The sequence below is a fragment of the Roseimaritima sediminicola genome, from assembly GCF_009618275.1.
GTDB lineage: Bacteria > Planctomycetota > Planctomycetia > Pirellulales > Pirellulaceae > Roseimaritima > Roseimaritima sediminicola.
In genome coordinates, this window is record NZ_WIAD01000080.1 from 1 (window position 1) to 13,663 (window position 13,663).

Below are 13,663 nucleotides of genomic sequence, written 5' to 3' on the forward strand. Positions count from 1 at the left end.
GAAGATTCGCACCGCAAAACCGGACGGCTCGCGCCGTTCCGCTACAAAGGAAGTGGCATTGGGCGCGAGCCCCCGGACCCGTCACGCCGCAGAACAATTAGCTCCAGCGGAGCGGCAGCAGGACCGCGCGGGACCTCGCGCAGAACCGCCGCTGTCGCTCCGCCGGAGCTTTTCACTCACCGCGGGGCAGCTGACCGGTGGTTACACCACCGGCACCGTGCTGCCGCCGCTTCCAGCGGCTAAGAGTGTCGCCTTTCGCTCCGCCGAAAGTTGCTTAGCAGTGTCGCCTTTCGCTCCGCCGAAAGTTGCCCAGCAGTGTCGCCTTTCGCTCCGCCGAAAGTTGCCCAGCAATACCGCCCGCCTCGGCTGGGACAGCCGAGCTACTATTCAATAGATCGACAGCCCGCTCGCATCAGTCGGCGCTTGGACGCTGCGGCGGTGAGGCTTCTCGTGACGATTCGTGTGGCCGGCGAACTTCTCGACTACGATACACGCTCCCGCACTGCGGACCGGGGCGCCGACTACCGCTGTTTCCGACTGCCGGGATACGGCTCGACGGATAACGATCTGTGAAACACAGAAGGTGATAAAAAATGAATCCTCGCCCCTGGCTGCTGGGTGCCTCGCTGCTGTTGCTCTCGGGCTTGCTCGCCTACGGTGAACAAGCTGAAGTTGCGGAATTGGCTGACGACCAAGAGGTCAGCTACATCCGTGACATCGCGCCGGTGCTGAAGAAGAACTGCCTGGCCTGCCATAACCAAGGCAACGCGGAAGCGGGTGTGAACCTGGAATCCGTCGAGACCATGACGGCGGCGGATGTCGACGACGTGCTGGTGCCCGGCGAAGCCGATGCGAGCCGCCTGTTTCTGGTCGCCGCCCACATCGAAGAACCGGTGATGCCGCCCGAAGACAACGACGTCTCGGCGGAACCGCTCGATCCCGCGGAATTGGCCCTGCTTCGTCGCTGGATCAACTCGGGTGCACGCGCCGAGGTCGAGCCGATGGCAGCCGCAGCGGTTCCGACCGAACCGCTACCACAATCGATCCGCACCAATTACAGCGCCGCGATCACCGCCGACGGCCGACTGTCGGTGGTGAGTTTCGGCAATCAGATCCAGGTCTTCGGCGCAAATCTGGATGCACCGCTGGCGACGCTTCAGCGTCTCTCCGCTGACCGGCCACGACCGGCCCATGATGATTTTGTGCAGGATCTGTGGATGGATCCGAACGGACAACGGGTGATCTCCGCCGGCTACCGAAACGTCAAGATCTGGGAACGGCAGGCACCCGAAGTCGTGGCGTTGCCGACGATCGATCCTCAGGACCCCCTGGCGCTGACGCTCAGCCCTGCCGGCAGCCACATCGCGATGCTCTCCAAACGCGGCAAGCTGGGCGTCGCCAGAATCGGTAAAGACGAGTGGCAATGGTCACGCGACATCGAAGTCCCCGAAACGTGGCAACAACCGACCTCGACTCCCGTCTTGCTGGCCGTCGACCACGCGGCGGAAACGGTGGCCAGCGCAGCCGATGCGGAGATCCGGATCGCGGGCGTCGATCCCCAGCGAGTCGATTCACTTGCCTGCGAGACCAGCGTGACCGCGATGACGTGGACCGGCACGGGAAGCCTGGTAGCGGGCGACGAGGCTGGAACACTGTCGATATGGACGCGACAGAACGATCAATGGTCGCGTCAAGTTTTCGATGTGTTTGATGCGCCCGTGATCGCGGTGGGTGCCGTCGAGGCCGGAAACACGGCGTTGATTGCGGTCGACGAAGCTGGAAACATTGCCGTCCGGCACGGCGAGGAAGCGGAGTTTGTTCTCGCTGGTAAACTGCCTGCCAACCCGGCATCGGTTTGCGTACATCCAGACGGTATCGGTGTTTTCGCGGCGACTTCCGAGGGCGCTCTGGGCGTCTTCGAATTGGCGGAAAGCAAGTGGATGGCGGTCGCAACATCGGATCCTGCACTCGAGCAAAAGCATCAAGCGGCCCAGTGGGCTTCGCTGGTCGGTGAGCGTCTGGTTGCCGCCGATGAAGCGGACAGCAAGCTGGCCGAGACAAACGTTGCCGCAGAGCAAAAGAGCTTGGAAAAGCTTGTGAAGGCGGTCGTCACCAAGAACCAAGCTCGCACCGCGATCGAAACGGCTGCCGCCCAGGCCGAGCAGGCCGCCGCCGAGGCAGCTGAAAAAGCTTCTGCCGAAGCATCGCAGGAAAGCGATGCGCAACAGACAAAACTGAAAGCCGCCGTGATGGAAGCGAAGGCTGCCGAGGCGACGAAGGCTCGCAGTGAAGCACGTTTGCAGGGCCTGCAGGCCGAGCTCGAACGCTGGAAGGCGATCGTCGCGGCGGCGAACGCGCAGCAAGCGGAGCGGAAACAGGCCGCCGCGGCCTCTCTGAAGCTCGCCCAAGAATCCCAAGCGGCCGGCGGCGGATTGGCCTGTCTGGCGGGAGGATCGCTTGTCCTCTCACGCGCCGCGGAGACCGGGGCCTGTCACCTGTGGTCCGGCAACGGAGATTGGTTGGGCGAGATCGCCGGCTTGGATCCCCACGCCCGGTGGGTCGCAGCGTCCGGGACCAGCCTTCTGTTGCAGTCCCCGGACGGAACCTTTTCCGCCGCCATTGTTCCATCCTCGATCTGGCAACACACGCACACCATCGGGGCTGCCTTCGGAGACAGCCCGTTCGAAGATCGCGTGTTGTGCGTCGACGTCGATCCGACGGGGCGTTTCTTGGCGACCGGTGGCGGTTATCCATCCCGCGCTGGCGAGCTGATGATTTGGAACGCCGCGGACGGCAGCCTGCTGAAGAAGTTTGATAAACCACACGCCGATACCGTGACCAGTCTGGCTTTCTCGCCCGACGGAAAGATCCTGGCCACCGGGGGCGCGGACCGGATGGTCAGACTGTGGGATGTGGAGACGTGGGAATTGATCAAAACGCTCGAAGGGCATACGCACCATGTGACTGCGATCGACTGGAATGTCAATCGCCGACAATTGGCAACCGCTTCGGCCGACACGACGGTGAGGATTTGGGACGTCGGTACCGGCAAGGCGACGCGCACCATCGATGCCTTTAAATCCGAAGTCACCAAACTGGCCTATATCGGGCGCGACAACCGGATTGCGGCCATCACCGGCAGCGGCAGCTTCCAGATCTATCGCTCCGACAACGGACGGCGAGAGGCCAGCACTGCCCTGCCCGGCGGATACCTCTACGCGTTGGATGCCGATCGCCAAGGCACCAAGTTCGTGGCCGGAGGAGCGACCGGAAACGCCGTCCTGCTCGACAAAGCCGGAAAACCGCTGCAGCAGCTCGGTGGTTCGGCGGACTAATAAAAAATAGACGCGGCCCTGGCAACGCGTTAGACTGTCGAGGATGCCGACCGGTCGCCCTGCGCCGACTCGGCTCCGCCCCCCGCTCCCCGCCTCAGCCTGCCATGACATCACCCGCCCCGGCCGATCGTCCGTCTCATACCGTCGATCATCGCGGGACGATGGCGAGCCTTCGCGGCAGATCGTCAGCTTCGTCAAAGCCGCTTGCACGGCCGCTCCGGCGAGGCCGTTGGCGACACGCGATGCTCTTCGCCTGGCTGGTCTGCTGGTTTGTTCCTCGCGGGGCGGCTTGCGCCGAACCCGCTGCGTCGGCGGCCCCCAGTTCGGTCAGCTTCGTCAATGACGTCGTTCCCGTGCTCACCAAAGCCGGCTGCAATGCGGGCGTGTGTCACGCGAAGGCCGGCGGCGGTCAGAACGGTTTCCAGCTCTCCCTGCTGGGGTTCGAACCGCAGGAGGACTACCAACGTTTGGTGCGTGAAGCACGCGGTCGTCGGCTGTTCCCGCTGAACCCACCGCGTAGTCTGCTGCTGGCCAAGGCATGCGGTGATGTCCCTCACGGAGGCGGCGTTCGCTTGGAGAAAGACTCCGAGGGTTATCGTACGCTGCTGCGGTGGATCCAAGCCGGTGCGCCCTACCGACCACCGCATGATCCGGACTTGGTTTCCATCGAGGTGCAACCGCCACGCGGCAAACTGAAGCCGGGGGAACAGGTAACGCTGAAAACGATGGCGACCTTTTCCGACGGAAGCCGACGCGATGTGACCGCGAATTCCTTGTTTGAATCCAATGACGCGGCGATGGCGACCGTTGCCGAGGATGGCACGGTGACGGCGCTGGACATTCCCGGCAAGGTGTCCGTGATGGTCCGCTACCAGGGACGCGTGGCCGTTTACAACGCCTCGGTTCCCATGGGCGCCCCCTTGGAAACGGTTCCGCCGGCGAACAATTTCGTCGATGAACTGGTCTTTGCCAATCTCCGCGACTTGGGCATTCCGCCATCTCCACCGTGCGACGATGCCACTTTCCTGCGACGCGTTTCCCTGGACATCGGCGGACGCTTGCCGACCGAGCAGGAAGCCCGAGAGTTCCTGCAGAACGCGGACCCCGACAAGCGTTCCCAGGCGATCGATCGCTTGCTTCGCAGCGCGGACTACGCCGATTACTTTGCCAACAAGTGGACGGCCGTCCTGAAGAATCGTCGCGATGACGCCAGCGACATCAAAGCCAACTTTGCGTTCCATGCTTGGATCCGCGACAGTCTGCTCGCCGGCACACCCTACGACCAGATGATCCGCGAGCTGTTGGCGGCGACGGGGACGATCATCGAGAACCCGCCGGTGGCTTGGTACAAGCGGGTCAAAGAACCGAAACAGCAGATCGAGGATGTGGCTCAACTGTTCCTGGGAGTCCGGCTGCAGTGCGCTCAGTGCCATCACCATCCCTTTGAGCGGTGGAGCCAAACGGACTACTACTCGCTGGCGGCCTTCTTCAGTCGTATCGGCCGGAAACCAACGGACACCAGCGGCGAAGACCTGATCTTTCACGAACGTGGTGTCGCTCAAACCATCAACGTCAAGACGGGCGAGCCGGTCAAGCCTGCCGCACTCGGGGACGCTGTCGGCGAGATTCCTCCCGACGAAGACCCGCGACTGCGCCTCGCCGATTGGATGGCCAGTGAGGAGAATCCATTCTTTGCGAAAGCACTCGTCAATCGCTACTGGAAGCACTTCTTCAGCCGCGGACTGGTGGAACCGGAGGACGATATCCGCGACACAAATCCGCCCAGCAACCCTGAATTGCTCGACGCCCTCGAACAGCATTTTGTGGAAAGCGGATATGACCTGCGAGCACTGATCCGCGTGATCACCGAGTCCAACGCTTACCAGTTGAGTGCGATTCCCAACGAACACAATCTTGTCGATCGTCAGAATTTCTCGCGTTACTATCCCAAGCGGCTGCAAGCGGAAGTCCTGTTGGATGCGATCGACGAGGTCACCGGGACCACGACTTCGTTCGCCAACCTGCCGATCGGGACGCGAGCGGTCGCCCTGCCGGACAATAGTTACAACCGGGCCTCGCCGTTCCTGCGGGTCTTCGGACGTCCCGAGGCGACCAGCGTCTGCGAATGTGAACGCGTGCAATCCGGCAGCCTGGCTCAGAGCCTGCACCTTATGAACGCGTCGGATCTGAAAAGCAAACTAACCGCCGGCAACGGACGGTTGCACCGCATGATCGCCGACAAGCTGGCCCCTGAGGTGATCGTCGACCAACTGTATCACGCTGCGTTTGCTCGGCCGCCAAGCGAAACCGAGTTGGACAAGGCACTGGCCTACCTGACCGAATCGCGCTCGGCCGCCGATGGCACGGCGATGGCCGAAACCGCTGCGCTTCGCGAGAACCTGCAAGACCTCGCCTGGGCCCTGATCAATACCAAAGAATTCTTGTTCAACCATTGAATTGAGATCCTCGATGTTCCAGCGTCTTTTCAAATCCAGGTGCGTTGCCAGTGCCGTGGGCTGCCTCGTGACCTTGTTGGGCGGAGCGACCGCGGCCGGCCAGTCGGTGGGTTTACCGGCTCCGCGGCTGTTGACGACGATGCCCATGGGCGGACAGGCTGGGACGACCGTCGAGGTCACCATCACGGGGCAATCACTCGACACGGCCGAGGCTCTGCTCTTTTCACACCCGGAGATCACGGCCAAACAGAAACGGCAAGACAATGGGGAGCGGGTCGCCAATCAATTCGTGATTCAGATTTCTGAGGACTGCCAGCCGGGAGTGTATGACGCTCGCGTGATGACCGGGATGGGCCTTTCGACGGCGCGAGCCTTTTCCGTCAGCAAGCATCCGGAGGTCACGCAGTCGGAAGCCTGCACCACGGTGCAGACGGCCATGCCGATCGCCGTCGGTTCGATCGTCAATGGAACCTTGGTCGACCGCAGCATCAATCACTATGCGATCGAGGCGAGCAAGGGACAGCGAATCCTGATCGATTGCGCGAGCAAGGGGATCGATTCCAAGATGAACCCGGTCGTGGCCGTCGCCGACGCCAGCGGCAGCGACTTGATCGTGGAGCGCCGCGGCGGAGTCATCGACTTTACGATTCCCGCAAGCGGTCGTTACTTGATCAAAGTCCACGACCTGACGTTTAAAGGCGGGCCGTACTACTTCTATCGCCTGGCAGTGATGCCGTGGGATGGCCAGGGGACGCCGCCGCGCATGCCCAGCACCCACCACGTGGCATCGTTTTCGTGGCCACCGCCGGGCCTGGCCGCCGGGGCTGCGAAGCCGGAAGCAGAACCCAACGATTCGTTGGCGGAATCGCAACCGATCGAACTGCCCTGCGACATCGAGGGTCGCTTCTTTCCCGCGGCGGACGTGGATTCGTTTGAGTTCACGGCCCAAAAGGGCGAGACCTGGTGGGTGGAGGTGGCCTCGGAGCGACTGGGGCATCCGACCGACCCCGTCGCGATCGTGCAGCAAATCCGCGACGACGGCACCCTGGTCGATGTTGCCGAGCTGACGGATATTCCTTCACCGGTAAAACGCTCGTCGAATGGGTATTCCTATGACGGACCTCCGTACAACGCGGGCTCGTCCGATATCAACGGCAAGGTGGAGATCCCCGAAGACGGCAAGTACCGCATTCGGCTCAGCGATCTATTTGGCGGGACGCGCACCGATCCGACCAATCGTTACCGCTTGATCGTGCGCCAGGCAGCCCCTGATTTTTCGCTGGTCGGGTGGGCGCTGCATATGGGACTTCGCAACGGAGATCGCAACGCGCTCAGCAAACCGATGGCGCTTCGTCGCGGCGCGGTCATGCCGCTGGAGGTCGTGGTGGTTCGTCGTGATGGGTTTGACGGCGAAATCGAATTGACCATGGAAAATCTGCCCGAGGGTGTGACCGCCACCGGTTTGAAAATAGCAGCCGGCGCGACGCGGGGCATCGTGCTGGTAGCGGCCGACCCGAACGCACCGCGCGGTTTAACGTTCGCAAGTTTGTCCGGCCGAGCGACCATCGACGGCGAGCAGGTTGTTCGGGATTGTCGCTTGGCATCGATGAAGTGGCCGGTGCCCAACGCAAAAGCCGAAATCCCTGACCCCCGGCTCGTCGACCAGATCCCGGTATCGGTGAACGAGGTGGAAACCGCCGGCCTGTCGATTGACGTGGCGGAGGACAAAGTCTGGGAGGTGCAGCAGGGCCAGACGCTGCGTCTACCGCTGACGCTGACGCGGCGGTCGGAGTTTTCCGGTACGTCGATGTCTCTGAAAACGTTTGGGGCCGGATTTGAACGCAATGCCGCGTTTGATTTCTCGCTGGCCGACGACCAAACCCAAGCCGTCATCGATTTGGCAAAGCTGAAACCCGCCCCCGGTGATTACACGATCGCCTTCTACGGTGGCGCGGTGGCGAAGTACCGTTCCGGCGACGCCAAACCCAAAGACATCGTTGACATCTACGTTTCCCAGCCGATTCAAATCCGCGTGGTCCCGGCCAAGGTTAATACGCCATGAAAGATCAACGTCCGCACGATCGACCAACTCGCTCACGCTGTGCCGGCCCCCTGAGTCTTGCTCCGGGCGGTGCGGTGCGAACCGGCCGACGAAGCTTCATGCGCATGGGAATCGCGGGGTTTACCAGTTTGAGCTTGCCCGGCGTGATGAAACTGCGTGCCGCAAGCCCGGTGACCGGCCAGCCGGCCGATTCCAACGAACGCACCGCCGTGATTATGGTTTGGAAACCGGGCGGGTGTTCCCACATCGACACCTACGATCCCAAACCGCTTGCGACCAGCGAATACCGCGGTCCCTTTGGGACCATCGCGACCAAGGTTCCTGGCATGCAGTTCACGGAACTGCTTCCGCGGCAAGCGGCCATCGCCGACAAGTTCACGGTGTTACGCAGCATGTACCAAGGCGCTGGCGGGCACCCCGCGGGGTCCATGCAGCTGCTCTCTGGCGACAGCGATACCCGCGACAAACCCAAACCCCGGCTGCCGGATTGGATGTCGGTGGCAAATTACTTGCGATCGCTGGAAGGACCGCGGGACAATCCGCTGCCGGCTTATGTGGGCGTGAACCCGCCGACGACTTACAACGGACCTGCCTACCTGGGCGATGCGTATTCACCGTTCGCGGTGACCGGCGACCCGAACGCCCCCAATTTTGTGGTCCCCAATATTGGCCTGACGGATCAACGGGAAAAGGATCGTTTGCTGCGGCGAACGTCCCTTCGACAGGAACTCGATACCCTTCAACAGGCCTTCGACGCACAGGGCGAACTGGGAGCGCTCGATCAATTCGAGGCTCAGGCGTTGACCCTGCTGACCAACCCAAAGACGAAAGAAGCGTTCGATCTGTCCCGCGAGGAGGATCATGTGCGCGATCGATACGGACGCAACACCTGGGGCCAGCAACTACTGCTCGCCCGGCGCCTGGTCGAGGCCGGGGTCGACGTGTTGACGACCAGCCTGCGCGGGCCCCTGTGCGGACGCGTCAACAACTGGGACGACCACGCCGTGAATCATCACGTGTTCGATGCCCTGCGGTTCCGAGCGGAGGCCTACGACCAAGCCGTCTCCGCACTGATCGAAGACATCTATCAACGCGGGCTCGACAAGCGGGTGTTGGTCGTCGTCACCGGAGAGTTCGGCCGCACACCGAAGGTTAACTATCAACCCAGTACGGGAGCGGGAAACGCGAGTGCTGCGGCCGGTACCAAACAACCCGGACGCGACCACTGGCCGCGGGCGTTTTCCAATATCTGGGCCGGAGGCGGTATCGAAACCGGACGATTCATCGGCGCGACCGACAAGCGGGGTGAAGACTCCATCGATCGACGCTGCGGGCCAGGGGACTTCCTGTCGACGATCTATCACCACCTCGGCATCGACGCTTCAAAAGTCATGATCGAAGATTTTAACGGTCGCCCCACTCCGATCGTCAACCATGGCCGGCCGATCCCCGAACTCATTTCCTGACGTCGCTTGGGCACGATACCGCGCCGCCGGTCCGCTGGACGGCACGGCGTGTTCCGGTGCCATCGGCCGGGGGAATGATTCGCACCGATTCTTGGTGGTACCCTCGATGCGTTCCTTCATTACAAAGCTACGGAAGCGGTGGCGATCCTTTTCGCTTCGAACGCTGCTCGTGCTGGTCACTGTCTGCGCTGTTGGACTGGGCCTTTGGCGACGTTCGATGGCGTTTCGCCAAGCGGCCGCCGACCACCATTTTCGTTGCTTGGACTTCGGTTACCAAGCCGGGGCGATCCAGAAGCCTATCGATCCGCAGTGGGAATGGAAGTTTCCTTCCAGTCTTCGCCTGACCATCGATTTGTTGCGCAAAGATCAACTGGCCCAACTCGGAGCTTGCCTCAAGCGATATCGAGATCTCGACGCGATCCCGATGGATGGCGTCTGGACGGTGAGGCGTTTCGGAGAATAAAGCATGCAGCACATGACACGAGACGTGAGGGTCGTTGATACGACTCGTCGCAATTCCGAAGAGCCGCCGCGGCGAAAACAGTTCAGTCTGCGACTTCTCCTTTTGGTAGTGTTGTTTCTGGGTCCCGTCTGTGGTTGGTTTGGTCCGCCGATAATCCGCCTCCTGGTCGACTTTGCTACTGTCGACGAGGTCGACGCGGTTCGCCAGATACGGACGCATGGAGGAACGATCTGATCGTGCCGAACCTGATCGTGCGGCAGCGGTGCCTTGCGTTGGCGGAAATAGTTTTCACAATGCGACGGACGACCGTACCGTACCGCCGTGGGACACGTTCGCTTGGAAACTCTCCGACGCATCATTGACGAAGACGACACCAAGTCGGGCCAGGCATTTGATCTGACGATCCAGTCGCTGATCTTCGTCTCCCTGTTGGCGTTCTCGATCGAAACGCTGCCGGACGTGCCGCCGTGGTTGCTGCCATGGCTGCAAGCGATCGAGCTGGTCACCGTGGCCTTGTTCACGGCCGAGTACCTGATGCGGCTGGCCGTGGCGCGCAGCCGGCTCCGTTTCGTGCTCAGCTTTTACGGCATCGTCGACTTGCTGGCCATCCTGCCGTTCTACCTAGCCCTGGGTTTTGACCTACGATCGATGCGGGCCCTGCGGTTGCTGCGCGTGTTCCGCGTCCTAAAGCTGGTCCGGTACTCGCAGGCGATGCAGCGGATTCATCGCGCGCTATTGATCGCTTGGGAGGAACTGGTGCTGTACATGTTCATGACATTTATTTTGTTGTACCTGGCCGCCGTGGGGATCTACTACTGCGAGCGAGACGCCCAGCCCGAAGCCTTTGCCTCGGTTTTCCACAGCCTGTGGTGGGCCGTCGTGACGCTGACCACCGTCGGCTACGGCGATGTGTACCCGATCACCGTGGGCGGGCGGATGTTCACCTTCGCGCTGCTGCTGATCGGCCTGGGCGTCGTGGCCATCCCCGCCGGCCTGGTCGCCTCGGCCCTGTCGAAAGCTCGAGAATTGGAAACGGAGCAACTCAAACCGTAGCTGCTCCTCGCCAGAGTCAGCAAAGTCAACTCGCCTTTTTCTCAAAGCAACGGCACGATGAGCGATAATCCCTACCAACCGCCGCGTTCTGCCCCCACTCCGCTTGCGGAGCATTCGCCCCTGCGCAAAGCGGCACGGTCGTCCTTTCGGCTGGTGGCTTTGGTGCTGCTGGTTCCGGCGATCTACAACTACGTCGCGTTCGACGCTCGGACGATCGCATCGGGCGGATTGCCCAGCAATGTGGCGGCCACCTATCGCGTCATCAACATCTTCGCGTTCGTCGTGGGATTCGGACTGATTTGGTTCGCCGGCTTTCCGCTGCTGGAAGCCGTCGCGAAGCTGTTGCGAGCCGTGTTCGCGAAGCGTGCGGACCCAGCGCAGTGGCTGGAGGTGCTCTACCGGTCGCTGCACCGCGCGGTGATCCTGGCAGCACTCGGTGCGGCGCTGTGGGCGATTTGGGTTTTCGCCTTTTACCAGCGCGGCGTCGACTTCTATACGATATCCTGGACGGTCGGTGTCCCCGTGCACCTCCTGGCCGCGTGCTGGTACGTGCCTCTGGTTTATCGCTGGTACCGAATGAACTGACAGGAGATCCGAATATGATGTTTCAGAAAACCTTGGTTGCCTTTGGGTTTGTCGCCGCAGTCATGTGCTCGGACCATGCTTGCACTGCGGAAGATCCGCATGCCGAATTCAAGGCGATGCTTCCCTCGGGCTCGGCGGACGTAGATATCATGGTTGAGGAAGCCGTGGTGGGACGCTTTGCCGGTTTCTTCAACGTCGAGATTCGATCGTTGTCGCACGAGTCCGGTGGTGTTCCCGCTGCCCTACCCGACCACGGCATGCTGGCACTCACCCTGGACCGCTTTGACAGCCAACCCGCCGGCAGGCCCACCGGACTGTCGGGGCTCGCTGCGGTTGGTAACCAGACAATCCCCTCAAAGATCCGGTTGAAAGTGCGGCCCCGCGCCAACGACGATCGTTCCTTCAACGTGACGCTCCGGGGCCTCACCGAATCGCAGCTGGTCGGCGTCGCCACCGTAAGCTCCGACTTCATCACCCTGCGGCTACAGGGAGACAACCCTCACACAACCGTTGTCGTTTTGAAGCCACAACCGCGCACGCCCCAGGGGAAACCGGTGTTTGGAGAGGCCGTGCAAAGTGACGCGGGGCTCACCGGTGTGATCCGTGCCGAAAGCCGGCGTCCCTATCCCTAGGCGAAGTCAATGTCATCACCGGCCAGCGGATGCGGCGGCCCGTTGTGGGCAAGAAAAAGTGCGATGGTTGCCGCGGGAAAGGAGGATCGAAGTGTCGCCATTGCAAGGACGGCCGAATCTAAGAACTGAGTTGATGATCAGTCCGAATAGTTCGCCACGTCCGAATCCGTATGCGGCTCCGGCTGTGGTCGTGTTTCTGATCAACTACAACGGCTGGGGCCCGCCCGAGGGCAATCGGCCGATCACGCTGATGGCGTTCACCTATGCCGCGCTTCTGCTGCCGACGGCCGCGTGGCTGGTCTTTGCCCCGGGCAGAACAGGTGACCACTCGCATGTCGAGCGACATTAATCCCTACGACGCGCCGGCGGGTTCCTCGCGGGCAGCGGGTCGGCCGCCGGAGTCGGCCTTCCCTCTACTAAAGATTGGCGTCTCTGCGTTCCTTGCCTGCTCGCTGTTGGTCGCCTTGGCGATCATTCTAATGGGGATGAGAGCCGTCGCCTGGCCGATCCTGCATTGATGTTTTTACCGCCCACCAGATCGCTCGGTTTTTTGGGTGCCGTGCTGCCAAGGTGTTTTTGATCTCGACGAATACCTAACACACCATCAATCGATTCTTCAACACAGGACAAGTCCATGCCAGGCTTCTTCGAACTGCTGATCATTGCCGTCATTTTGGGCTTCATCGCGGGCGGAACGTTCCTGCTAGTGCGTGCGGCGACGCGAAAGTAATTCGAGGCCAGCGCGAGGAGGGACCACTAATCCGCACTAATCGAACACTCATTTCCACGGCGATCGATAATTGCTGGATTAGTGGAGATTAGGGGAGATTAGTGGTTACGTGCCGTTTGCCGAGACCGAGTGCAACACCGACTCGAGTACGAGCACCGCTTCGCTGAGCAGGAGCACGAGCAGGAGCACGAGCACGAGCACGAGCACGAGCACGAGCACGAGCACGAGCAGGAGCAGGAGCAGGAGCAGGAGCAGGAAAGAATTGCTTTCTGTCGTCGTTTGACACCGAACGTTGGGCGGACTTGTGCTGCGGTGCTTCCATCAATCTGTCCCTGCTGTGCAGTCCCCCTCACCCCCGCCCCCTCTCCCCCGAAGCTTCACTCGCTGATGCTCGCGGCGCTGCGGGGGAGAGGGGAGCAAACAACTTTTTCTGTGTGTTGCGTGTGTCGGAATTTTATTGGCTTGGCCGTGCCTCGCCCCCTAGAATGAGCCTGCACCTTTTTTTCCGGTAGCGAACGCGACCATTCGCCAAGCTCGCGTCGGGAGGAGAAGATAACTAACGAATGTCAGTCATCGATCCTTAAGCCTGGCGATGCTAAACCGCCACATCCCCCGCGCTCACTTCCACTCACTGGCCTATGTCCTAGCTGGCGTGATCGGCTTTGCGTGGGGCAACCTATACGGTGCGTTGATCGGGATCGTGACAGCGATGCTCGTGGTGGTGGGGTGGCTGACCTATCGCCTACGCAGCGTTTGATCGTACGTGATGTTTTTCGAACACTACTTTTTCACAAGAGGGCAGATCTCATGCGTAGTTTTATGTTATTACCCCGACAGCTTGGTTCGCGTGCTCGAACCCGGTGACAAAATCGGCTACTAAG

At 61.4% G+C, this 13,663-nt stretch carries 10 protein-coding genes; 8 read left to right on the plus strand and 2 right to left on the minus strand.

Annotated elements, in window-relative coordinates; genetic code table 11:
* The first annotated feature begins 593 nt into the window (after positions 1-593).
* The 4 genes from GE027_RS21625 to GE027_RS21640 all read left to right on the plus strand — a co-directional run bounded on the left by GE027_RS21625 (position 594) and on the right by GE027_RS21640 (position 9,319).
* Positions 594-3,335: a WD40 domain-containing protein gene (locus GE027_RS21625; protein WP_153559315.1), complete on the plus strand. Its 2,742-nt coding sequence runs from the start codon at positions 594-596 to the stop codon at positions 3,333-3,335.
* A 242-nt stretch (positions 3,336-3,577) separates the two neighbouring features.
* Complete coding sequence (locus GE027_RS21630) at positions 3,578-5,791, plus strand: DUF1549 domain-containing protein (protein WP_153559316.1); 2,214 nt, start codon at positions 3,578-3,580, stop codon at positions 5,789-5,791.
* Positions 5,792-5,804: 13 nt separating this feature from the next.
* Positions 5,805-7,853: a serine protease gene (locus GE027_RS21635; protein ID WP_153559317.1), complete on the plus strand. Its 2,049-nt coding sequence runs from the start codon at positions 5,805-5,807 to the stop codon at positions 7,851-7,853.
* The gene (locus GE027_RS21640; protein ID WP_237607720.1) at positions 7,850-9,319 is read left to right on the plus strand and encodes a DUF1501 domain-containing protein; all 1,470 of its coding nucleotides are present in this window, start codon (positions 7,850-7,852) and stop codon (positions 9,317-9,319) included. Before GE027_RS21635 ends, GE027_RS21640 begins: the two co-directional genes overlap by 4 nt.
* A 127-nt stretch (positions 9,320-9,446) precedes the next feature.
* Here the strand turns inward: GE027_RS21640 and GE027_RS21645 are convergent, their stop codons facing one another.
* A complete protein-coding gene (locus GE027_RS21645) occupies positions 9,447-10,001 on the minus strand; it encodes a hypothetical protein (RefSeq protein WP_153559318.1) in 555 nt (184 codons plus the stop codon).
* A gap of 117 nt (positions 10,002-10,118) precedes the next feature.
* Here GE027_RS21645 and GE027_RS21650 point away from each other — a divergent pair, with 117 nt between their 5' ends.
* The 4 genes from GE027_RS21650 to GE027_RS21665 all read left to right on the plus strand — a co-directional run bounded on the left by GE027_RS21650 (position 10,119) and on the right by GE027_RS21665 (position 12,401).
* Positions 10,119-10,835: an ion transporter gene (locus tag GE027_RS21650; protein ID WP_153559319.1), complete on the plus strand. Its 717-nt coding sequence runs from the start codon at positions 10,119-10,121 to the stop codon at positions 10,833-10,835.
* A gap of 57 nt (positions 10,836-10,892) precedes the next feature.
* Positions 10,893-11,420, plus strand: coding sequence for a hypothetical protein (locus tag GE027_RS21655; RefSeq protein WP_153559320.1), 528 nt, complete (start codon positions 10,893-10,895; stop codon positions 11,418-11,420).
* Positions 11,421-11,434: 14 nt separating this feature from the next.
* Positions 11,435-12,052 carry a hypothetical protein gene (locus GE027_RS21660; protein ID WP_153559321.1) on the plus strand — a complete coding sequence of 206 codons (618 nt, stop codon included), beginning with the start codon at positions 11,435-11,437 and terminating at the stop codon, positions 12,050-12,052.
* Positions 12,053-12,185: 133 nt separating this feature from the next.
* The gene (locus GE027_RS21665; RefSeq protein WP_153559322.1) at positions 12,186-12,401 is read left to right on the plus strand and encodes a hypothetical protein; all 216 of its coding nucleotides are present in this window, start codon (positions 12,186-12,188) and stop codon (positions 12,399-12,401) included.
* A 122-nt stretch (positions 12,402-12,523) separates the two neighbouring features.
* Here the strand turns inward: GE027_RS21665 and GE027_RS21670 are convergent, their stop codons facing one another.
* Positions 12,524-12,736: a hypothetical protein gene (locus GE027_RS21670; RefSeq protein ID WP_153559323.1), complete on the minus strand. Its 213-nt coding sequence runs from the start codon at positions 12,734-12,736 to the stop codon at positions 12,524-12,526.
* Positions 12,737-13,663: the final 927 nt, after the last annotated feature.

Excerpts from the sequence above, each read along its gene's own strand:
- GE027_RS21670 (WP_153559323.1), bottom strand. The coding sequence starts at position 12,736 with ATGAAGCCCAAAATGACGGCAATGATCAGCAGTTCGAAGAAGCCTGGC.
- GE027_RS21635 (WP_153559317.1), top strand. The coding sequence starts at position 5,805 with ATGTTCCAGCGTCTTTTCAAATCCAGGTGCGTTGCCAGTGCCGTGGGC.
- GE027_RS21640 (WP_237607720.1), top strand. The coding sequence starts at position 7,850 with ATGAAAGATCAACGTCCGCACGATCGACCAACTCGCTCACGCTGTGCC.
- GE027_RS21665 (WP_153559322.1), top strand. The coding sequence starts at position 12,186 with ATGATCAGTCCGAATAGTTCGCCACGTCCGAATCCGTATGCGGCTCCG.
- GE027_RS21660 (WP_153559321.1), top strand. The coding sequence starts at position 11,435 with ATGATGTTTCAGAAAACCTTGGTTGCCTTTGGGTTTGTCGCCGCAGTC.
- GE027_RS21630 (WP_153559316.1), top strand. The coding sequence starts at position 3,578 with ATGCTCTTCGCCTGGCTGGTCTGCTGGTTTGTTCCTCGCGGGGCGGCT.
- GE027_RS21655 (WP_153559320.1), top strand. The coding sequence starts at position 10,893 with ATGAGCGATAATCCCTACCAACCGCCGCGTTCTGCCCCCACTCCGCTT.
- GE027_RS21645 (WP_153559318.1), bottom strand. The coding sequence starts at position 10,001 with ATGCGTCCGTATCTGGCGAACCGCGTCGACCTCGTCGACAGTAGCAAA.
- GE027_RS21625 (WP_153559315.1), top strand. The coding sequence starts at position 594 with ATGAATCCTCGCCCCTGGCTGCTGGGTGCCTCGCTGCTGTTGCTCTCG.